Origin of the sequence: Mesorhizobium sp. B2-6-2 (genome assembly GCF_006440615.1) — a bacterium.
Taxonomy (GTDB): domain Bacteria; phylum Pseudomonadota; class Alphaproteobacteria; order Rhizobiales; family Rhizobiaceae; genus Mesorhizobium.
Window position 1 is genome coordinate 248,111 of record NZ_VFUG01000003.1, and the last position, 21,240, is coordinate 269,350.

Annotated in this window: 20 protein-coding genes; 9 read left to right on the forward strand and 11 right to left on the reverse strand. The window is 63.9% G+C overall.

What is annotated here, in order from left to right; genetic code table 11:
- Window positions 1-115 precede the first annotated feature (115 nt).
- The 5 genes from FJ419_RS09255 (at window position 116) to FJ419_RS09275 (ending at window position 5,584) form a co-directional block, all read left to right on the forward strand.
- Window positions 116-1,276 carry an MFS transporter gene (locus tag FJ419_RS09255; RefSeq protein WP_140691059.1) on the forward strand — a complete coding sequence of 387 codons (1,161 nt, stop codon included), beginning with the start codon at window positions 116-118 and terminating at the stop codon, window positions 1,274-1,276.
- A 73-nt stretch (window positions 1,277-1,349) separates the two neighbouring features.
- Window positions 1,350-3,413 carry a prolyl oligopeptidase family protein gene (locus FJ419_RS09260; protein ID WP_140689983.1) on the forward strand — a complete coding sequence of 688 codons (2,064 nt, stop codon included), beginning with the start codon at window positions 1,350-1,352 and terminating at the stop codon, window positions 3,411-3,413.
- Window positions 3,414-3,790: 377 nt separating this feature from the next.
- Complete coding sequence (locus tag FJ419_RS09265; RefSeq protein WP_140689985.1) at window positions 3,791-4,021, forward strand: RNA-binding protein; 231 nt, start codon at window positions 3,791-3,793, stop codon at window positions 4,019-4,021.
- A 9-nt stretch (window positions 4,022-4,030) separates the two neighbouring features.
- Window positions 4,031-4,153 (forward strand): capsid protein, encoded by a 123-nt coding sequence (locus tag FJ419_RS09270; protein ID WP_140689987.1) that lies wholly within the window; start codon window positions 4,031-4,033, stop codon window positions 4,151-4,153.
- A 51-nt stretch (window positions 4,154-4,204) separates the two neighbouring features.
- Window positions 4,205-5,584 (forward strand): aspartate aminotransferase family protein, encoded by a 1,380-nt coding sequence (locus FJ419_RS09275; protein ID WP_140689989.1) that lies wholly within the window; start codon window positions 4,205-4,207, stop codon window positions 5,582-5,584.
- A 472-nt stretch (window positions 5,585-6,056) separates the two neighbouring features.
- Here FJ419_RS09275 and mmsB read toward each other — a convergent pair whose 3' ends face one another.
- Both mmsB and FJ419_RS09290 read right to left on the reverse strand, forming a co-directional pair.
- Window positions 6,057-6,965: a 3-hydroxyisobutyrate dehydrogenase gene (gene mmsB, locus FJ419_RS09285; RefSeq protein ID WP_348642812.1), complete on the reverse strand. Its 909-nt coding sequence runs from the start codon at window positions 6,963-6,965 to the stop codon at window positions 6,057-6,059.
- Window positions 6,962-8,128, reverse strand: coding sequence for an isobutyryl-CoA dehydrogenase (locus FJ419_RS09290; protein WP_140689996.1), 1,167 nt, complete (start codon window positions 8,126-8,128; stop codon window positions 6,962-6,964). The genes mmsB and FJ419_RS09290 overlap by 4 nt, the downstream gene beginning before the upstream one ends.
- Before the next feature lie 139 nt (window positions 8,129-8,267).
- Between FJ419_RS09290 and FJ419_RS09295 the strand changes: the two genes are divergently transcribed.
- The gene (locus FJ419_RS09295; protein WP_181170649.1) at window positions 8,268-8,873 is read left to right on the forward strand and encodes a dimethylsulfonioproprionate lyase family protein; all 606 of its coding nucleotides are present in this window, start codon (window positions 8,268-8,270) and stop codon (window positions 8,871-8,873) included.
- Window positions 8,873-10,348 carry a cobyric acid synthase gene (locus FJ419_RS09300; protein ID WP_140689998.1) on the forward strand — a complete coding sequence of 492 codons (1,476 nt, stop codon included), beginning with the start codon at window positions 8,873-8,875 and terminating at the stop codon, window positions 10,346-10,348. The genes FJ419_RS09295 and FJ419_RS09300 overlap by 1 nt, the downstream gene beginning before the upstream one ends.
- Before the next feature lie 471 nt (window positions 10,349-10,819).
- Here FJ419_RS09300 and FJ419_RS09305 read toward each other — a convergent pair whose 3' ends face one another.
- From FJ419_RS09305 to FJ419_RS09320, 4 genes are all read right to left on the reverse strand, one after another.
- A complete protein-coding gene (locus FJ419_RS09305; protein WP_140689999.1) occupies window positions 10,820-11,236 on the reverse strand; it encodes a VOC family protein in 417 nt (138 codons plus the stop codon).
- An 84-nt stretch (window positions 11,237-11,320) separates the two neighbouring features.
- Window positions 11,321-12,154: an AraC family transcriptional regulator gene (locus FJ419_RS09310; protein WP_140690001.1), complete on the reverse strand. Its 834-nt coding sequence runs from the start codon at window positions 12,152-12,154 to the stop codon at window positions 11,321-11,323.
- An 84-nt stretch (window positions 12,155-12,238) separates the two neighbouring features.
- Window positions 12,239-12,409 (reverse strand): hypothetical protein, encoded by a 171-nt coding sequence (locus FJ419_RS09315; RefSeq protein ID WP_108702979.1) that lies wholly within the window; start codon window positions 12,407-12,409, stop codon window positions 12,239-12,241.
- Window positions 12,410-12,462: 53 nt separating this feature from the next.
- Window positions 12,463-13,248: a TSUP family transporter gene (locus FJ419_RS09320; RefSeq protein ID WP_140690003.1), complete on the reverse strand. Its 786-nt coding sequence runs from the start codon at window positions 13,246-13,248 to the stop codon at window positions 12,463-12,465.
- 222 nt (window positions 13,249-13,470) lie between these two features.
- Here FJ419_RS09320 and FJ419_RS09325 point away from each other — a divergent pair, with 222 nt between their 5' ends.
- A complete protein-coding gene (locus FJ419_RS09325; protein WP_140690006.1) occupies window positions 13,471-13,902 on the forward strand; it encodes a TerB family tellurite resistance protein in 432 nt (143 codons plus the stop codon).
- Window positions 13,903-13,989: 87 nt separating this feature from the next.
- On the opposite strand, the gene FJ419_RS09330 is transcribed toward FJ419_RS09325, so the two are convergent.
- The 5 genes from FJ419_RS09330 to FJ419_RS09350 all read right to left on the reverse strand — a co-directional run bounded on the left by FJ419_RS09330 (window position 13,990) and on the right by FJ419_RS09350 (window position 20,429).
- Window positions 13,990-15,612: a dipeptide ABC transporter ATP-binding protein gene (locus FJ419_RS09330; protein WP_140690008.1), complete on the reverse strand. Its 1,623-nt coding sequence runs from the start codon at window positions 15,610-15,612 to the stop codon at window positions 13,990-13,992.
- The gene (locus FJ419_RS09335; protein WP_140690011.1) at window positions 15,609-16,478 is read right to left on the reverse strand and encodes an ABC transporter permease; all 870 of its coding nucleotides are present in this window, start codon (window positions 16,476-16,478) and stop codon (window positions 15,609-15,611) included. Before FJ419_RS09335 ends, FJ419_RS09330 begins: the two co-directional genes overlap by 4 nt.
- A complete protein-coding gene (locus FJ419_RS09340) occupies window positions 16,475-17,524 on the reverse strand; it encodes an ABC transporter permease (protein ID WP_246679158.1) in 1,050 nt (349 codons plus the stop codon). Before FJ419_RS09340 ends, FJ419_RS09335 begins: the two co-directional genes overlap by 4 nt.
- Before the next feature lie 28 nt (window positions 17,525-17,552).
- Window positions 17,553-19,034: an ABC transporter substrate-binding protein gene (locus FJ419_RS09345; protein WP_140690013.1), complete on the reverse strand. Its 1,482-nt coding sequence runs from the start codon at window positions 19,032-19,034 to the stop codon at window positions 17,553-17,555.
- Window positions 19,035-19,151: 117 nt separating this feature from the next.
- The gene (locus FJ419_RS09350) at window positions 19,152-20,429 is read right to left on the reverse strand and encodes an acetylornithine deacetylase/succinyl-diaminopimelate desuccinylase family protein (protein WP_140690015.1); all 1,278 of its coding nucleotides are present in this window, start codon (window positions 20,427-20,429) and stop codon (window positions 19,152-19,154) included.
- 261 nt (window positions 20,430-20,690) lie between these two features.
- Here FJ419_RS09350 and FJ419_RS09355 point away from each other — a divergent pair, with 261 nt between their 5' ends.
- Window positions 20,691-21,122 (forward strand): L,D-transpeptidase, encoded by a 432-nt coding sequence (locus FJ419_RS09355; RefSeq protein ID WP_140690017.1) that lies wholly within the window; start codon window positions 20,691-20,693, stop codon window positions 21,120-21,122.
- The last annotated feature ends 118 nt before the right edge of the window (window positions 21,123-21,240 follow it).

The following is a 21,240-nucleotide window of genomic DNA, read 5'->3' on the forward strand; positions in this document are numbered from 1 at the left end:
CCTTGCAGCGCCAGCGCTCCTGACAGGGACTGGCTGGAACATGCGCTTTCGCCGCCGTTGGCCCTTACGGCTGTCGCCGGTAGCGGCTAAGGCTCCGAAGATTGGAGCAGCAATGATGGCGCTGGCGGGCTCGGAAAGCGACGAGACGGTGCAGTGGGCCGCGATCACCGGCGTGATCGCGACGGTTTCCGTCTTCGCCCTCGCGCAAGGGCTTTCCTATCCGCTGCTCAGCTTCATCCTGCAGCGCCAGGGCGTTTCGCCGGCGATAATCGGACTGTCGGCGGCGATGACGCCGGTCGGCTTCATCCTGTCCTCGCCGCTGATCCCGGGATTGGCGCGCCGGTTCGGGGCAGGGCGCACCGCGCTGACCTGCGCGGCGCTTTCAGCGCTGGTGCTGGCGCTGATCGGCTGGACGCAAAATGTCTATCTGTGGTTCCCGCTGCGCCTCCTGATCGGCGTGGTGACCAACCCGCTCTATGTCTTGAGCGAAATCTGGGTGATCGCTCTGGCGCCGCCGGCGCGCCGCGGTCGCGTCATGGGCATCTATTCAACCATCATCTCGGCGGGCTTCGCGGCCGGGCCGCTCTGCCTGCTCGCGGTCGGCACGGAAGGCTGGCCGCCTTTCCTTGTCGGCATTCTTGCCTTCCTCTTCTGCGGCGGCTGCCTGGCCGTGGTGGTGAAGCGGCTGCCGAAGGTCGACGAGGCCGAGAACAAAGTTTCGGTGCTGGGCTTCATACCAATGGCCTGGCTGCTTATGTCGGCGGTGATCGTCGCGGCCGGGTTCGAGCAGGCGATATTGGCGCTGCTGCCAGTCTATGGGACGCATCACGGCATTCCCGAGGCGCGCATGTCGGCGCTGCTTTCCGTGATGATCGCCGGCAACATCGCCATGCAGGTGCCGCTCGGCCTGCTCGCTGAAAGGTTGACGGCGCGCCTGGTGCGGTTCGGCTGCGTGGCGGTGACCGTCCTTGGATGCGTCGCTTTGCCGGCGCTGATCGAGACGCCGCTGATCTGGGCTTGCGTCTTTATCTGGGGCGCCGTTTCCTACGGCATCTACACGATGTCGATCATCGAGCTCGGCGAACGCTTCACCGGGTCGGCGCTGGTTGCCGGCAATGCCGCCTTCTCGCTGATGTGGGGTTTTGGCGGCATCGTCGTGCCGCCGCTCACCGGCGGCGTCATGGATGTCATCGGCGCCGCCGGCCTGCCGGTCACGCTTGGCGCCATTTGCGCCGCGCTGGCGGCGGCGACGATCACGCGCCGGCGGGTTTTGTAATCGGCCGCGAAATGGCTCTTGAATATCAAGCCAGTGAACGCGATGTAGGCGGGGCCGCCGGATGGAGACCTGCATGACCAGCACGATGACCAAAACCCAGCTCGAATTGACCGCCGACGATCCCTACCTCTGGCTTGAGGATCGCAACGGCAAGGAAGCGCTGGGCTGGGTTCATCGCCAGAATGCGCTGACGGTCGCCGAACTGCAGGGCGATCCCTCCTATAAGGCCGCATTCGAGACCGCGCTCGACCTGATGACCGCCGAGGACAATATGCCCGTCGGGGCAGCACTTGCCGGCTATGTCTATAATTTCTGGCAGGACAAGACCAATGCGCTGGGTCTCTGGCGGCGCACGACGGTCGAGTCCTATAAGACCGACAAGCCCGACTGGGAGACGGTCATCGACTTCGATCAGCTTTCCGCGAAGGAAGGCGTGAAGTGGGTGTTCGGCGGGGCGAGCCGGCTCTATCCCGATTTCAACCGCTGCCTGCTCTACATGTCGCCCGATGGCGGCGATGCCAGCGAGATGCGCGAATTCGATATCGTGACGAGGTCCTTTGTCGATGGCGGTTTTTCCGCGCGTGCTTCCAAGTCGGGCTTTTCCTGGCTGGACGAAGATACGGTGATCGTCTCCGCCGCTTTCGAGGAAGACGACAAGACGCAGTCCGGCTATCCGCGCGTGGTCAAGCTGTGGCGGCGCGGCACTAAGCTTGAGGACGCCACGCCGATCCTCGAAGGCGAGAAGCAACATCTCGCGGTCGGCGGCGGCGTCGAATATGACGGCGACAAGCGGCACGTGCTGCTCGGCAAGACGCTCGACTTCTTCACCTCGCACAGTTTCCTGCGGCTGGCTTCGGGCGAGAACCGGCGCATCCCGCTGCCCGACGACGCCACCGACACGGCGATCTTCAAGGGCCAACTGATCTTCGGCGTGCGCAGCCCCTGGACGGCGCCGGACGGCACGCGCTGCCTGCCCGACGGGCTCTATTCGGTCGATTTCGATCGCTGGATCGAGAGCGGTGCCTTCGGTCCGGTCCAGACCGTGCTCGAGCCGGCGCACCGCGTTTCGATCGCCGGCCTTGCCAGGACGCAGGACCGGCTGTTCATCAACCTGATGGACAATGTGCGCGGCAAGGTCATCGCCTGCGATCGCGCCGCCGACGGCTGGTCGCTGAAGCCGATCGCGCTGCCCGACAACGGCAATGTCGGCATCAGCCATGTCGAGCATTTCGGCTCGAGCGTCTCCTTCTCCTTCACCGATTTCCTGACGCCGAGCTCGATCATCTGGTCGGACGACAATGGCGAGACGCTTCAAACGGTGAAGTCGCAGCCGGCCCGCTTCGACGCCTCGCCTTATATCTCGGAGCAGTTCGAGGCGCGCTCGAAGGACGGCACGATGATCCCGTATTTCGTGGTGCGGCGGCGCGACCAGAAAGGACCGGTGCCGGCGCTGCTCTACGGCTATGGCGGCTTCGAAGTGCCGCTGCTGCCCGGCTATGCCGGCATTCGCGGCAAGCTCTGGCTGGACAGGGGCAACGCCTATGTCCAGGCCAATATCCGCGGCGGCGGCGAGTTTGGTCCGGCCTGGCACCAGGCGGCCCTGAAGGGCAAGCGCCAGAACGCCTTCGACGATTTCGCGGCCGTGGCCGAGGACGTGGTCCGGCGCGGCATCACCACGGCGGCGCAGCTTGGCATCCAGGGCGGCTCCAATGGCGGCCTGCTGACCGGCACGTCGCTGACCCAGCGGCCGGAGCTCTTCGGCGCCGTCATCATCGACGTGCCGCTGCTCGACATGCTGCGCTACACCGACCTGCCCCCCGGCGCCTCGTGGATCGCCGAATATGGCGACCCGTCGAAGCCGGAGGAGGCGGCCTGGCTCGGCACCTATTCGCCCTACCAGCATGTCGCGGCCAATGTCGCCTATCCGCCAGTGCTGTTGATGACGTCCACCGCCGACGACCGCGTCCATCCGGGACATGCGCGCAAGATGGCGGCGCGGCTGCAGGAGGCAGGCCACGGCCGGACGCTGTTCTTCGAGGAGACCGAAGGCGGCCATGGCGGGCGCGGCGACCGCCGGCCGCAGGCAGCACAGACGGCGATGCGCTACCTCTTTCTGCAGCGAGCGCTGGCCGGTTAGTGTCTCAGTTTGAAATTTGACAGCCAGTCGAAAGCGCCTCGCCGAGTTTGCCCATATAGACGGAACCGCCTATATGCTTAGCGGAAAGCATGGGCGAGAGATGGTGCGAATTTGGAAGATTGTCCGGCGCGGTTCGGAGCAGCCTTGGGAACAGTCCATCCCAGAGGACGAGATGCCGACAGCGGAGTTGGCCGTGCTTCTTGATCGGTTGGCAATGAGCCATTGCCCGCCTATACCCAAAATACCTCCGAAAAGAGGCTTCCCACCCTACACCACCTCGCTCACAGTTAAGAACGACCGCTTTGGCAATAAGAGCTATACTGTGTACTCCAGTGGGAGCCCAGTGCACTATATAGCGACGTTAGAAGAGTCCTCAAATGCCGACCGGACCTAAAGGCCAGAAGCGCCCCGCCGACGTGATCGGCAACGCCGTCCGCGTCATGCGTATTGCCACAGGCGAGGAAGCCAACGACCTGCAGGACGATCGAAAGAGCGCCGCCGCCAATGGTCTTGGCTCGAAGGCCGAAAAGAGGCGCGCCGCCAACATGTCACCAACTGAGACTACCGCTTGCCGTCTTAGCTTGAATTTTGGGCCTCAGGCGGCATAAGCTGCTGCCATGATCCGCTTCAGCACATCAGGCGCCTTCGGGGTCGCAGTGACGCCGTCACCGCGCACGCTGCGCGCCGAGCTGTTGCGGCTGTGCGCCCGCATCGGCTATTCGCCGCCCGGCTTCCTCTGACGAATCCGCCCCGGCCGCTGCCGGATTGATTCAAGAGGAAAGATCAAATCCATGACCTATCAGAATTATTCGCTGAAGCAGCTTCAGCAGATCGATGCCGCGCATCACCTGCATCCCTTCACCGACCATAAGGAGCTGCGCGAGACGGGCTCGCGCATCATCACCCATGCCAACGGCCCGTTCATCTACGATGCCGACGGCACCGAAATCCTCGACGGCATGGCGGGCCTGTGGTGCGTCAATGTCGGCTATGGCCGCGACGAGCTGGCCGAGGCTGCCTACGCGCAGATGAAGGAGCTGCCTTACTACAACTCGTTCTTCAAATGCTCGACGCCGACGCCGGTGCTGTTGTCGAAGAAGCTGGCGGAGCTGGCGCCGACGCATGTCAGCCAGGTTTTCTACGGTTCGTCCGGGTCGGAGGCCAACGACACGGCGCTCAGGCTCGTGCGCCACTACTGGGCGCTTGAAGGCAAGCCCGAGAAGAATCGCGTCATCTCGCGCAAGTCGGCCTATCACGGCTCGACGGTCGCCGGCACGTCGCTCGGCGGCATGGAGCCGATGCACAAGCAGCTCGGCGGCGCGGTGCCCAACATCGTCCATGTGATGATGCCCTATGCCTATGAGCTCGCGCTGCCCGGTGAAAGCGACCATGATTTCGGCATCCGCGCGGCGAAGGCGGTCGAGGACGCGATCCTCGAAGCCGACGCCGACAAGGTCGCCGCCTTCATCGGCGAACCGGTGATGGGCGCCGGCGGTGTGAAGATCCCGCCGATGAGCTACTGGCCGGAAGTGGAGCGCATCTGCCGCAAATACGACGTGCTTTTGATGCTGGACGAGGTGATCACCGGCTATGGCCGCACCGGCGAATGGTTCGCGGCGCAGACGTTCGGGATCGAGCCCGACACCATCACCACCGCCAAGGCGCTGACCTCGGGCTACCAGCCGCTGTCGGCGCTGCTGGTCGGCGACCGCATCGCCAAGACGCTGGTCGAGAAAGGCGGCGAGTTCTACCACGGCTACACCTATTCCGGTCATCCGGTGGCTTGCGCGGTGGCGCTCAAGAACCTCGAGATCATCGAGAAGGAAGGCCTGGTCGAGCGCGTCAAGAACGACACCGGTCCCTATTTCGCGCAGGCGCTGCAGGAGCGGATCGCCGGACACAGGTTGGTCGGCGAGGTACGCTCGATCGGCCTGATGGGCGCGATCGAGATCGTCAAGGACAAGGCGACCAAGGAACGCTATTTGCCGTCGGGAAGCGCGGCGGTCGTCGTGCGCGACCACGCGATCGCGCAGGGCATGATGCTGCGGGCCACCGGCGACACGATGATCCTGTCGCCGCCACTGATCTGGACGCGCGACACGATCGACATGGCTTGCGAGCGCATCGCCAGGGCGCTCGATCTCGCGGATGCCGATTTGCGGAAGCGCTGACGAGGCGAAACGCAGCCAGTCGTCATTCTATGGCGGAGCAAGGAGCGAAGCGACGCGCGCAGACCATAGAATCCATTCCGTGACCTCCGCCGAGGGGTGCAGCGGAGCAGAACTCTGCGCCGTTGCAGCGCTTCGAAGTCACGGCATGGATTCCAGGGTCTTCGCGACGGAGCTTCGCTCCTGCTGCGCCCTGGAATGACGAAGTTGGCGACGTTCTAAAACGCAAAAACCGCGTCCCTGCGGGAACGCGGCTTTGCCAGATACACATGGCATTTCGCTACGAGAATACTTGCGAAATTTACGGGCTCCGGTACGCGAGACCTGATCCGGAGCGCCGGGCAGACGCGATGTCCGCCTCGCAGTCCGTTTTAAAGGCACATCGTTACCGGTGCGTTAGCAAGACCTTAAGCAAATCTAAATTTGCCGGCTTCGCACCGGCAAATTGTGGAAATAATCATTGAAAAGCAGTGGTTTATGCCGGATTTCCGCGGAGGAAATTAATAATGCCGGAAAAATCGGCGCCGGCGTGGCCCTGGGCGTTGAACAAGGCATAGAGCTGCGTGGCTTCGGCGCCGAGCGGGGTCGCGGCGCCCGCGTTCTGCGCGGCTTCCTGCGACAATTTCAGGTCCTTCAGCATCAGCGCGGCGGCAAAGCCGGGCTTGTAGTCTCGGTTGGCCGGCGAAGCCGGCACGGGGCCGGGCACCGGGCAATAGGTGGTGAGCGACCAGCATTGGCCCGAGGATGTGGAGGCGACGTCATACAGCGCCTGGTGCGAAAGGCCCAGCTTTTCGGCCAGCACGAAGGCTTCGGCTACGCCAATCATCGAGATGCCGAGAATCATGTTGTTGCAGATCTTGGCGGCCTGGCCTGCGCCGTCGCCGCCGCAATGAACGACGCGCCCGGCCATCGGCTTCAGGATCGGCTCGGCGGCGGCAAACGCCTGATCCGAGCCACCGGCCATGAAGGTGAGGGTGCCGGCCGTGGCGCCGCCGGTGCCGCCGGAGACGGGTGCGTCGATCGACGGGTGACCGTGCTTCGCAGCAATGGCATGCGCCTTGCGAGCCGATTCGACATCGATGGTCGAGGAATCGATGAACAGCGCGCCTTTCCTGGCATTGGGCGCGATGTCCTCATAAACCGACAGCACATGCTTGCCGGCCGGCAGCATGGTGATGACGACGTCGGCGTCCTTCACCGCGGCGACGGCGTTCGCCATTACGGTCACGCCGTGTTCTTTCGCGACGGTCAGGTTGTCGGGCACAAGGTCGAAGCCCAACACCGAATGACCAGCCTTGACAAGGTTAGCGGCCATCGGATTGCCCATATTACCGAGGCCGATGAAGGCGATGGTTGCCATCGTTTTCTCCCGATTTTGCGTCAGCGCCCAATCAACGCCCGCGCGATGATGACGCGCATGATCTCGTTGGTGCCTTCGAGGATCTGGTGGACGCGCAGGTCGCGGACCAGCTTCTCGATGCCGTAATCGTGCAGATAGCCGTAGCCGCCGTGCAATTGCAGCGCCTGGTTGGCGATGTCGAAGCCGATATCGGTGACGAAGCGCTTGGCCATGGCCGACCATTTGCCGGCGTCGGACGTCTTGCGGTCAAGCTTGGAAGCGGCGGCATAGAGGAAGATGCGGGCCGCCTGCAGTTCCGTTTCCATGTCGGCCAGCCTGAACTGCAGCGCCTGGAATTGATTAATCTTGGCGCCGAACGCCTTGCGCTCGGCGGTGTAGGCTAGCGCCTTGTCGAGCGCCGACTGCGCGCCGCCGAGCGAACAGGCTGCGATGTTGAGCCGCCCGCCGTCGAGCCCGGCCATGGCGATGCCGAAGCCGGCGCCTTCCGCGGCAAGCAGGTTGTCGGCCGGCACCCTGCAATCCTCGAAGATGACCTGGCGGGTCGACTGCATGTGCCAGCCCATCTTGTGCTCGTTGGCGCCGAAGGACAGGCCCGACGCATCCTTGAGCACGACGAAGGTCGAAATGCCTTTCGGGCCATCGCTGCCGGTGCGCGCCATCACGACATATAGGTCACTGTCGCCGGCGCCGGAGATGAACTGCTTGGCGCCGTTCAAGACATAGTCGCCGCCGCTCTTTACCGCGCGCGTCTTCAGCGCGGCCGCATCCGAGCCTGAACCGGGCTCGGTCAGGCAATAGCTCGCGAGCCACTCCATAGAGGTCAGTTTCGGCAGGAAGCGGTGGCGCTGCTCGTCGCTGCCGAAGCGGTCGATCATCGAGGCCGCCATGTTGTGGATGGAAATGAAGGATGAGAAGGCCGGATCGGCGTGGGCAAGCGCCTCGAAGATCAGCACGGCATCCAGCCGCCCAAGCGCCGAGCCGCCGACATCGTCGCGCACATAGATGCCGCCGAGGCCGAGCGGCCCGGTCTCGCGGATCACATCGGCGGGGAAGTGCTTTGCCTTGTCCCAGTCGAGCGCATTGGGCGCGACGCGATCCGCCGCGAAGGCTCGGGCCATCTCCTGGATGGCGCGCTGTTCCTCGTTGAGTTCGAATTGGCCAGTGCCCGCATCGACTGCCGCGTCCATGGCGTGCTCCCTGTCGTTTCAGGCCTTCTGGCCTGTCGTTTTTGGCTTTGCGCGCCGATCAATCTAGACCAATGATGCCGCCGCGCAACCCGGGCCGTTGAGAACCGGCTGTGCGTGGAATGGCTAACGGAGCTCGTGCGTGCCGACAATTTTCGATGAGTTGCTGGAGCGATTCCAAGCCTGTCTCGCGGGCGTCGACAGCGATCTGGTGATGGACGAAGTCGCGCGCATCGGCTGGGACATGCCTGTGCGTTCTCTCGAACCGCGCGCGCTCGGCTGCCTTAGCCATCTCGAGCGGATCGCCGAGTTGGCTCCGGCCGACGCCAGGCCATTGACGCGATTTGTTGCCGACCATCGGGACGAGTTGCGCTGGGGGCAGACCTATACCGCCGCCGATTTCGGGCAGAGTTTTGTCGACAATTACGGCTGGCTGGAAGTGTTCGGCACGCGCGGGCATTTCGTCAATGACAAGGTCGCGGCCGGCCTGCTGATCCTCGGGCCCGACATCGTCTATCCCGACCACCACCATATCGCCGAGGAGATCTACATCCCGCTGACCGGCGGCACGGAATGGCGGATGGGCGAGGGGAACTTTCAATTTCGCGACGCCGGCGAGGTCATCCACCACGCTTCCAACGTCAATCATGCCATGCGCACGGGCAAGGAACCGCTGATGGCGCTCTATCTCTGGCGCGGCGGACCGCTGGCGCAGAAATCGACAATCGACTCGCGGGGAAGGGGCTGATGGCGAAAGCGATCATGCTGCAGGGCACCGGCTCGGATGTCGGCAAGACCGTGCTGGTGGCGGGGCTTTGCCGTGCTGCGAAGAATCGCGGGCTGAAGGTTAGGCCATTCAAGCCGCAGAATATGTCGAACAATGCTGCCGTTGCCGATATTCCGGGCGACGACAAAGCCGGCGAAGGCGAGATCGGCCGCGGGCAATGGCTGCAGGCGCTGGCCTGCGGGGTGAGGCCGACCGTCCACATGAACCCGGTGCTGCTCAAGCCGCAGAGCGATATCGGCTCGCAAGTGGTGGTTCAGGGCAAAGTCTATGGCGAGGCGCGGGCGCGCGACTACCAGGCGATGAAAGCCGGACTGATGAACGCCGTGCTCGATTCTTGGGCGCAGGTTGGCGAGGGCGCCGATCTGGTCATCGTCGAGGGCGCGGGCTCGCCCGCCGAGATCAATCTCCGCAGCCGCGACATCGCCAATATGGGCTTTGCCACGCGCGCCAATGTGCCGGTGATCCTGGTCGGCGACATCGACCGCGGCGGCGTGATTGCGTCCGTGGCCGGCACCCATCTGATCCTGCCGGAGGAAGACCGGCGCTTGCTCGCCGGCTATCTCATCAACAAGTTCCGCGGCGATGTCTCGTTGTTCGACGACGGGATAAGCGCAATCGAAAAATTCACCGGCTGGCGTTGCTTCGGCGTCGTGCCGTGGCTGAAGGCGGCCGGGCGGCTGCCGTCCGAGGATTCGGTGGTGCTCGAACGCCTCGCTTCCGGCGAGAAGCGGGCGCTGAAGGTCGCGGTGCCGATGCTGGCGCGCATCGCCAATTTCGACGATCTCGACCCGCTGAAAGCCGAGCCGCAGGTCGAGGTGGTGTTCGTGCCGCCGGGCAAGAAGCTGCCGGAAGATGCCGGGCTGGTGGTCATCCCCGGCTCCAAATCGACGATCGGCGATCTCCTGAAATTCCGCGAGAACGGCTGGGACCGCGATCTCCTCGCCCATCGCAAGCGCGGCGGCCATGTCGTCGGCATCTGCGGCGGCTACCAGATGCTCGGCCGGATGGTGCGCGATCCCGACGGCATCGAAGGCAGCGTGACAGAAGCCGAGGGACTCGGCCTGCTCGAAATCGAAACGGTTATGGAGCCTGAAAAGACCGTTCGCAATTCAAGCGCGCATTCGGTGCAGTTCGGCCTGCCGCTCGAAGGCTACGAAATCCATCTCGGCCGTACCACCGGCCCCGACACGGCGCGGCCATCGACGATCCTCAACGGTGTCGAGGACGGCGCGGTCTCCGCGGACGGAAAGGTGATCGGCACCTATCTGCACGGACTGTTTTCCGCCGACGCTTTTCGCGCCGCCTATCTGGAGAGCCTTGGAGTCAAGGGAGGCGGCATCGACTATCGTGCGGATGTCGAGAAGGCGCTGGACGAGGTCGCGGCCGAGCTGGAGAGACACCTCGACTGCGACGCGATTTTTGGGCTGGCGCGATAGGCCTCTCACCAACACGTGTCATTTGGTCGTCATTCCATGGCGGAGCAAGGAGCGAAGCGACGCGCGCAGACCATGGAATCCATTCCGTGACGTTAAGGCGTTGCAACGGTGCAGAATTCTGCTCCGCCGCGCCCTTCGATCAAGATCACGGAATGGATCCTCGGGTCTACGCGTCCGCTACGCTCCCGCTCCGCCCGTGGATGACGAAGTTCAGGCGCTTTCGCCAACCTCGGAGCTGCCCTGTCGCGTCGTCATTCTATGGCGGAGCAAGGAGCGAAGCGACGCGCGCAGACCATAGAATCCATTCCGTGACGTCAAAACGTTGCGAGGGTGCAGAATTCTGCGCCGCTGCGCTCTTCGATCAAGGTCACGGAAATGGATCCTCGGGTCTGCGCGTCCGCTACGCTCCCGCTCCGCCCGTGGATGACGAAGCTGGCAGGTCGCGGCCAATCTCCAGCGTCGCTGATGGCCTCAAGCCTTCTCTCCCGCCTTCGGCCAATAGGTGCCGAAGGACCAGACATTGCCTTCCGGGTCGAGGCAGATGAACTCGCGGCTGCCATAGTCGCGGTCGACCAGTTCCTGGATGATTTTCGCGCCGGCCTTCTTGGCACGCGCATAGGCGGCGTCGGCGTCATCGACGGCGATGTAGATCGACTTGCCGCCGCCGCCGGGCTCGCCGACCATCTTGCCGTAATCGTCGTCGCGCGCCGTACCCAGCATGATCATCGAGGACCCGAAAGCGAGCTCGGCATGGTGGACGATATCGCCCTCGCCATAGCGGGCGCGCAGTTCGAAGCCGAAGGCCTCGCTGAGCCAGTCGATCATCTTGGCGGCGTTCCTGTAGCGCAGAGCCGGATAGAGACGGGGTGCTTCGTTTGCTGTCGGCATGACAATCTCCCTGGGTCGGTTGATGAACGCCAGTCTGTGCAAAGGCGGTCTCGGCGTCTTGAAGAAATGTTACCTCGGTCAGGCCTACATCGACGCAGCGAGCCCGGTCGGCGTTTCGCCGGCCAACTGACGGAACTCGCGCACCAGATGCGCCTGGTCGGCGTAGCCGCAATCGGCGGCGATGCCGGCCCAGTCATTGTCCTGCCGCTTCGACAGGGACAGCGCGCGGTTGAAGCGCACGATGCGCGACAATGTCTTCGGGCCGATGCCGATCGCGTCGGTGAATCTCGCCGCCAGATGCTTGCGGCTCCAGCCGATCTCGCCGGCGAGAGTCGAAATGCGGGTGCGGCCGCCCGACGCAATGACCGCCCTGTAGGCCCAGGCGATTTCCGGTGAAAGCGCATTCGCCTCGACAAGGCGGCTGGTGATGAACCCCTCGGCAATGTCGAAGCGCGCGTTCCAATCTGATGCCTCGCCGAGCCGGTCGCGCAATGCCATGCCGTCAAAGCCCAGCGCATCGTCCAACCCGACCATGCGATCGCGCAACTCGCTCATTGGCAGGCCGAAGAACTGCCTGGCGCCGAGCGGGGTGAAATTGACCTGGATGCAGCAGGCGCCGCCAAAGGATTCGATCATGACCGGCCCGGCATAGAGGCCGGCGGCGAAGCTGGCGTAGCGGTCATTGTCGCCCGGGCTGTGGCCGAGCCCAATGGCAAAGGCTTCGGCGAAGCTGATCACCAGCGGCACGGTCAGCGAAGCATATTCGACGATGCGGAAATGGCCGGGACAGGTCTCGCGATAGCCGCAGATATCCGTGACGATGCCCGCAAGCGAGGCGGCGGGTTTGCGCCGCACCATCTCGAAATGGAGGGCGGGAGAGCGATTATCCTGGCGATGGCGCTCTGGCTCGTCGGACATGATCCGAACCTAGCAGAACACCCCCTCGAAAATCAAAAGCGCCCGGCAGGGCCGGGCGCTCCGAGTTGCCTGAGAATGCTGTGCTCAGGCGCCGCGCATCAAACAGCCGGCGGCGAGCACGATGTAGGCGATAAGCATGATCCAAACGGACGCAAGCGGAATGAATGCAAGAACGCCAAGCGCGGCAAGAAGGCCGATGACGGCGATAACCAACGAAATAATGAACACGATCTGGGTGGGCGCACTGAGATTCATGTCTGGTCCCTCCAACATGATTCGCAACACCAGAACTCTAACAGCAGGAGGCCTCACACACCAACCAGTTGGCGCAAAGGATTGGCGGGATCGGCCAAGAGCTTGATCGCGAGCGCCACGCACACGGTCACCAGCAGCGGCTTGATCAGCTTCGCGCCAATCCGGATGGCCAAGCTTGCGCCGACACGGGCGCCGATGAACTGCGCCACGCCCATCATCAAGCCGATCTTCCAATCGATGACGCCGACGGCGGCGAAAACGACGAAGCCGCCGATGTTGGAAGCGAAATTGAGCAGCTTGGTGTGCGCCGTCGCCTTGAGCACGCCGTAGCCGGCAAGCGTGACGAAGGCGAGCATGTAGAAGGAGCCGGCGCCGGGACCGAAGAGCCCGTCATAGAAGCCGATCAGCGGCGGGACGCTCAGTCCGAACAGGAAGGGCGACAGCCGCTCGGCGCGGTCGACGTCGCCCATGTTCGGCTTCAGCGCGAAATAGAGCGCGATGGCGATCAGCAGCACCGGCAGCAGGGCGCGCATGAATTCGCCGGGCACGACGGTCGCCAAAAGCGCCCCGACCGCGCCGCCGGCAAGCGCCAGCGCGGCGGACGGCAGCTGGCGGCGCAGGTCGACCTGACCCTTGGCGGCGTAATGGATAGTGGCCGAGCCGGACCCGAACATGCCCTGCAATTTGTTCGTGCCAAGTGCTGCCACCGGCGAAAAGCCGGCGAGCAGCAAAGCTGGGATGGTGATCAGCCCGCCGCCGCCGGCGATCGAATCGACAAAGCCTGCCGCGAAAGCGGCGGCGACGAGAATAAGGACAGTCTGCAGGGTAAGGTCGATCATCGGGGAGGGGCGCCTGGAAGGAAACGGCAGCTTCCATCACGCTCCACCAGTTTGCGCAAGAGCGATTCCACGCCAGAGCGGTTCGCCGTCACCCGCCGAACCGCTCTGTTCTTGTTTTGACGCAAATTCCGGTCGGAAGGCTACGCGAAGTCGCCGAGCCTAAACGCTCACACTTTTCCTGAATTTGCTCTAACAATCAGGCGGAATCGCAAAGGGAGCTTGGTGGCGATGGCGCTGCTCGACCAGATACGTTCGATCTTCGACGGTGACCCGGGTGTGCGCAAGGTGGCGGACGACCCTGTGCTGTCGGCGGAATTGCTGATGCTGTTCCGCATGATCCTGGCTGACGGCTCGGTCTCGGAGAGCGAGATGGTCGTCTTCCGGCATATCTGCAAGGAAGCCTTCGGCATTCCGGGGGCCAGCATCGACAGCGTCATCGAATATCTCAACGATTATGGCTACGAGACCAACGGCTCGCAGGCGATTGCGCTGTTCCGCGACCTCGATGTCGAGCGCCGGAAGCTGCTTGCGCGCCACATGGCCGAGATCGCCAAGGCCGATTCCAGGCTGGCGGAGAGCGAGGTGAAGCTTCTGCGCCGCACGCTCGACCTGCTCGACATCAGCCCCGTCGATTTGGTGAAGCCGGAGGACTGAGCCAATTCCAGGACAAGCGTGAGCGTTTAGGCTCGGCTATTTCGCCATAGCCTGCCGTCAGCAATCGCGTCAAACAAGGAAGCTGGCTCACCCCTGTTCCTGCATGCGCCGCGCGATAGCGCGGTGGAGGTCAGGTGCCGCCGCGACCAGCGCCTGCGCCGCCTCCGAGCGCGGATGGTCGAGCACCTCGGCCGCCCGGCCGCGTTCGACGATCTTGCCTTCATGCATGACCAGCACCTCGTCCGCCATGGCGCGGGCGACCGTCAGGTCATGGGTGATGAAGAGATAGGCGATGCCGAGCTTCTGGTTGAGCTCGGCAAAAAGGTCGAGGATCTGGGCGCGGATCGAGACGTCCAGCGCCGATACCGGCTCGTCGGCCACCACCAGCTTCGGACGGGTGATGATGGCGCGGGCGATCGACAGGCGCTGGCGCTGGCCGCCGGAGAATTCATGCGGGTATTTGTCCATGTCGCGCTGGCCGAGGCCGACTTCCTGCAGCGCATGCGCAACCATCTCGCGGCGCTCGGCCTTTGCCGGCTGCTTTTCCAGAAGATGCAGCGGCTCGGCCACCAGCTTCTCGACCTTCTGGCGCGGGTCGAAGGAACCGTAGGGATCCTGGAACACGACCTGCATGTCGCGTCGGGCCGGCTTCAGCGTCGACTCCGGCTTGCCGGTGATGGGCTCGCCGCGAAAGCGGATCGTGCCCGCCGTCGGCTTGTCCAGCGCGAGGATCATGCGGGCAAGCGTGGACTTGCCGCAGCCCGAGCGGCCGACGAGCGCCACCGATTGCGCGGGCTCGATGGTGAGCGAGACATCGTCGACGGCGCGGATCGGTTGCGCCGGCCGGAACAGCGATTTGCGCCGCCCCGGATAGTCCCGGCCGACGCCCTCGACTTCGAGCAGGGGTTTTGCCGATCCGGCAAGGTGCGGTTTCGGGCGCGCCGGCACATGCATCGAGGCCAATGCCAGCTCGCGCGTATAGGGATGCTGTTGCTCCGACAGCGTGCGCGCGGTTTCGCCGGCTTCCATCACTTCGCCGTTGCGCAGGATGGTCAGGCGATCGGCCATCTCGGTCACCACGGCGAGGTCGTGCGAGATGAGCAGCAACCCCATGCGGTTCTCGCTGACCAAGTCGCGCAAAAGATCGAGGATCTGCGCCTGCAGCACCACATCGAGCGCCGTCGTCGGCTCGTCGGCGATCAGCAGCTTCGGCTTCAGCGCGCAGGCGATGGCGATGACGACGCGCTGGCGCTGGCCGCCCGATAGTTCGTGCGGATAGCGCGACAGCGGGAATTTGGCCTCGGGCAGGCCGACGCGGTCGAGGATTTTTCGCGCGCGCTCCTCGGCCTCGGCGCGGCCCGCCTTGGTGTGCCAGCGAATGCCCTCGGCGACCTGCTCGCCGATCGTCTTGACCGGGTTCAACGCTGTCATCGGCTCCTGGAAGACCATGCCGATATCGTCGCCGCGCAAGGCGCACATCTGGTCCTCGCCCGCGCCGAGGATGTCGATGCCGTCGAAGGCGACGCGGCCCTCCGCGCGAGCCAGATGCGGCAGCAGCCGCATGACAGTCAGCGCCGTCATCGACTTACCGGAGCCGGATTCGCCGACCAGGCCGACGACCTCGCCCGGTGCGATTGTCAGCTCGACGCCTTTCAGGATCGGCGTATCGCCGATCGAAAGCGACAGGTTTTCGATCTCGAGCAGGCTCATCTGCGCCGCCGCGATTTCGGATCGAGGATGTCGGCAATGCCGTCGCCGAGCAGGTTCAGCCCAAGCACGGTGACGACGATCGCGATGCCGGGGAAGATCGCCATCCAGGGCGCGATCACCATGCGCGTCTGGGCGTCGAACAGCATGCGGCCCCAGCTCGGCATCGGCGGCTGGGCGCCGAGGCCGACATAGGAAAGCCCGGCTTCGGCGAGGATGCCCAGCGCGAACTGGATCGTGCCCTGGACCAGCAGCAGCGTCGCGATGTTGGGCAGGATGTGCTCGACGGTGATCTGTGTCATGCCCTTGCCGGCGGCGCGCGCGGCAAGGATGAATTCGCGCGGCCAGATGGCCAGCGCGCCCGCGCGGGCGACACGCGCGAAGACAGGTATGTTGAAGATGCCGATGGCGATGATGGCGTTGACGGCGCCCGGACCGAAGATCGCGGTGATCATGATTGCCGAAAGCAGCGCCGGAAAGGCGAAGACGAGATCGTTGAGGCGCATCAGCGCCTCGTCGACTATCCCGCCGCGCGCCGCGGCGACGGCGCCGAGCGGCATGCCGATGCCCATGCCGATGCCGACCGCGACCAGCGCCACGGCGATCGAGTTGCGGGCGCCGACCATGATCATCGACAGGATGTCGCGGCCGAAATGGTCGGTACCGAACCAGTGCGCCCAGGAGGGCGCCTGCGTCTTGTCGGCGATCACCAGCCTGGCGACGTCGTATGGCGTCCAGGCAAAGGAGAGGAGCGCGACGGCCACAACCAGCAGCGTGATGATCAAGCCGATCAGGAAGGAGCGGTTGCCGAAGGCCTTGGCCAGCACGCCGGCAAGCGTTTCTTCCGGCAGGTCGACGCGCATCGTCATTGCCGACCTCTCGAGCGGTTCCGCGTTTCGCGGAATCGCTGAACCGCTCTCAGTATTTGTTTTGGCGCAATTCCGGACGGAAAACCGCTACGCACTTTTCCTGGAATTGCTCTGAGGCGCGGGTCGACGATGGCGTAGGAGAAATCGACGATGAGGTTGATCAGGATCACGGCGGCGACCAGCAGCATAACGATGCTCTCGACCACGATCAGGTCGCGCTGGGTGATCGCCTGAAAGATCAGCCGGCCGAGACCAGGCAAGTAGAAGACATTCTCGATAATGATGGTGCCGGCAAGCAGGAAGGCGAATTGCAGGCCGAGGATGGTGAGCACCGGGATCATGGCGTTGCGCAACGCGTGGCGCCAGAGCACGGCGCGATACGGCAGGCCCTTGGCGCGCGCGGTGCGGATATAGTCCTCGTTGAGCACCTCGATCAGCGCCGAGCGGGCGACGCGTCCGAGGATCGCCGCCTGCGGCAGCGCGAGCGCGATGGCGGGCAGGAACAGGGATTTCAGCGCCGTCCAGATGCCGGCGCTCCAGCCGGGGAAACCGCCGGCGGGTACCAGCCGCAGCCACACGGCAAACAGATAGATCAGGATCAGCGCGAACCAGAAATTCGGCACAGCGACGCCGAGCTGGGCGGCGCCCATGGCGAGCGTGTCGCCGGCGCGGCCCTGGCGGCTGGCGGAGAACACGCCGACCGGAATGGCGATGATGGTCGAGAGCGCCAGCGCGATCAGCGCCAGCGGCAGGGAGACGACGACGCGTTCGCGCACCAGGTCGATGACGGGCACCGAATAGGTGTAGGAGCGGCCGAAATCGAGGCTGAGCAAGCCTCCCGCCCAGTGGAGATAGCGCAGCACCAGTGGCGCGTTCAGCCCCATCTGGTTGCGCAGCACCTCGACCTGGTCGGCGCTGGCATTGAGGCCCAGCATCAGGCGCGCCGGGTCGCCGGGCAGGATCTCCATGACCGCGAACACCACGATCGAGGCCAGCACCAGGGTGAGGGCGGCGATGATGATGCGTTTCAGGAGATAGGCGGTCATGGGAGGCGATCGGGCGATCGCGCCGGCCTCAATCCGTCCACTTCACCTTGGTCAGATCGTCAGCCTCGATCGGCCAGTTCGTCCACATGCCCTGCACCTTGGCATCCCAGACGCCAATCTTGGGCAGCTCGAACAGGTAGACGGCGGGCACGTCGTGCGCGAGAATCCTCTGCGCCTCGCCCAGCAGCTCCAGCCTCTTGTCCTTGTCGACCGTGGTGCCGAGCTCCTTGATGACATCGTTGAACTTCGGATTGTCATACTGGAAATAGTAGCCGGGCCGCGAATAGATATCGATGTCGTTTGGCTCGACATGGGAAACAATCGTCAGGTCGTAGTCCTTGTTGGTGAAGACCTGGCTCAGCCACTCCGCCCATTCGACCGGGATGATCTGCAGATTGACCCCGATGTCCTTCAGTTGGGACTGAATCACCTGGCCGCCGTCGCGTGCGTAAGGTACGGGCGGCAGCTTGATCGTGGCCGAAAAGCCGTTCTCCAGCCCCGCTTCCTTCAGATACTCCTTGGCCTTGGCGATGTCGTGCGGATAGACGCCGGTGAGATCGACATAGCCCGCATCGCCTGGCGAGAAATGAGAGCCGATCGGCCTTCCAAGACCGTTCGAGGCCGCGGCGATGATGGCGCTGCGATCGATCGCGGAGGCGAGCGCCTGCCGCACCGCAAGCTTGTCGAAAGGCGGCTTCTTGTTGTTGATCGACAGGATCGTCTCGCCCTCGGTCGAGCCGATCACGACGCTGAAGCGCGGATCGGACTGGAGTTGCTCGAGCGCGTCTTGTGCAGGCATGTTGGCGAAAGCCTGGATGTCGCCCGAGAGCAATGCGGGGACAGCCGCGGCCGCGTCGGGCACGATACGGAACGTCGCTTTGTCGAGCGCGGCGGGCGTACCCCAATAGTCCGGGTTCTTGACGAGCGTGATCTCGGAACCCTTGGCCCAGTGATCGAGCTTGAATGGACCGGTGCCGATCGGCTTGTCCTTGTTGCCGTCGGCCGATGCCTTCGCCACGATCACCGCCGCAACCTGGCCCATGTCGTTGAGGAAACTGCCCTGCGGTCCGTCGAGACTGACCTTGACCGTCGCCGGATCGACCGTCGTGACATCGGTGATGTGCGCAAAGAGCTGCTTTTGCGGATTGAGCGAATCCTTGGCACGCGCTCGGTCCAGCGAGAATTTCACGTCGTCGGCGCTGAAGGCCGAGCCATCGTGGAACTTCACGCCGGAATGCAGCTTGAACGTGTAGACCTTGCCGTCGTCAGAGACGGCCCAGCTCTCGGCGAGACCTGGCTGAACCTGGCCGTTGTCGTCAATGCGCGTCAGCCCCTCAAAGACATTGGCATAGGTGACTTCGCCGATGGCCGCGGCCGCGCCGGCGGTCGGATCGAGATGCGGCGGCTCAAGCACGATGCCGAGCGTGAGGTCGGTGCGTGCGGCAAAGGCCGACGTGGCGGCGGCAAGCGACAGCACAGCCGCGGCCAGGATGGTCTTCCACAATTTCATCGCTGAACTCCCATTTGCTCAAAATGCGCTCAAGCTGGCGGATAGAAGCGTGATTTGGCCTGCGAGTAAATTGCGTTTCGTGCTGCCGGGCGGCGCCAGGCGGAATGTTTTTGCGGATCAGCCGGTTGTACCGCGCAAGAGCACATTGAGGCCGATAGCCATCACCTTGGCCGATTCCACCATGTCGGCGATGCCGACCCATTCGTCCGGCCGGTGGGCGAGGTCGAGAATGCCCGGGCCATAAGCGATGCAGTCATAGAGGTGGCCAATGCGCGCGACATGCTTCTGGTCGTAGGTGCCCGGCGAGATCACATAATCCGGTTCGCGGTCGAACACCGCCATGATGCCTTTGGCTACGGCCTGCACCACCGGCGCGTCGCGCTCGGTCATCAGCGGCAGCACCTCCATCAGGTGGCGGATCTCGTAGTCGAATTTTCTGCGCTCGCGTTTCAGCCGTTCGAGAATGCCGGTGACCTCGCCTTTGACGGCGGCGATGTCTTCTTCGAGCAGAAAACGCCGGTCTATGGTGAGCCGGCACCAATCGGGCACGTTGGGCGAGGGAAGCCCCGGCCGGAAATCGTCGGTCTGGCCGCCATGAATGGAATTGATGTTCATGGTCGAGCGCCTGGCGCCTTCCGGCACCACCGGCATGCGCGTCATCTTGCGGTCGAGGGCCGGGAACAGCTCGTCCTCGAAGGCCTGCAGGACGGCGCCCATATGGCGCACCGCATTGTCGCCGAGGAACGGCATCGAGCCATGCGCGATCTCGCCCTTGGTCTCGATCTCGGCCCACCACACGCCGCGATGGCCAAGGCAGATGCGATCCTTGTTCAGCGGCTCGGGGATGATGACGTGGTCGACCTTCGGCTTGGAGAAATAGCCGAGCCTCGCCAGATGGGCGACGCCGCCGAAGCCGCCCGATTCCTCGTCCGCCGTGCCCGATATCTCGATGGCGCCGGGGAAATCAGGATAGACTTCCATGAAGGCTTCGACGGCAATGACGGAGGCAGCCAGACCGCCCTTCATGTCGCAGGCGCCGCGGCCATAGACCTTGCCGTCCTTTACCACGCCGGCGAAGGGATCGACGGTCCAGCCGTCGCCGGCCTCAACCACGTCTATATGCGAGTTGAAATGCACACAGGGACCGGGCGAGCGGCCCTCGAAACGGGCAACGACGTTGACGCGCGGGTAGCGGTCGCTGTCGCCGGGCGCGCCCTCGGCACGAATAAACTCGGTTTCGAAGCCGAGCTTCCTGAGACGCGCGCCGAGAAACTCGGCGCATGGCCGATAGGCTTCGCCCGGCGGGTTTACGGTCGGAAAGCGGATCAGGTCCGCGGTCAGCGCAACGAGGTCGTCGGTCCGGTCCTCGACCGCCTTGAGAAGTCGCTCATTCATCCGGCAGATTGAAGAAGGAACGCGGCGCTTTTGCAAGCGACCAGTCGCCCATTGCCACACAACGACCGAAGCATGGACCAACGCCTCGCCTAAACTTCAGAGGGTGCGTGGCGCGGCGGCAACTATACCGCGAAAATCGTTCAAATTCATTGGATTGGATAGGCGGTTTCGTCAAGGAGTGTGTGGTACTTAACGCATCTGCCGGCAAAAAGATGGAAGAACCGCGCGAATGGCAGGGGGCAATCAAAGGGGTTTGATCGCATGAAAAAGTTCGTTCTCACGGCAACCGCGCTGGCAACTGCGTTGTTCGGCATGTCCATCGCAAGTCGGGCGGCCACGCTAGTCGCCAATATCGACGTCTCCTCGCAGACCATGACCGTCAGCAAATACGGCCAGGTCGTCTATCGCTGGAGCGTGTCGACGGCGCGCAAGGGCTACTTCACGCCGCGCGGCAGCTACCGGCCGCAATGGACCGCCCGGATGTGGTATTCGCGCAAGTATGACAACTCGCCGATGCCGTATTCGGTGTTCTTCCACGGCGGCTACGCCATTCACGGCACCGGGTCGGTAAGAAATCTCGGGCGCCCGGCGTCGCACGGCTGTGTGCGCCTGCATCCGTCCAACGCCGCGACCTTCTATTCGATGGTCAAGGAAGTCGGTTTCGGCAACACACGGATCGTCGTCACCAACTGAGTCTGGTCGGACCTGTGATCGATAAATGCGCAGGGTGGCATTTGCCGCCTGCGTGCGAATTCGCCTTGAAGCGTTGCAGCAATGCCTCACAAGCACCGAAAAACAAGGACTTAGGCGC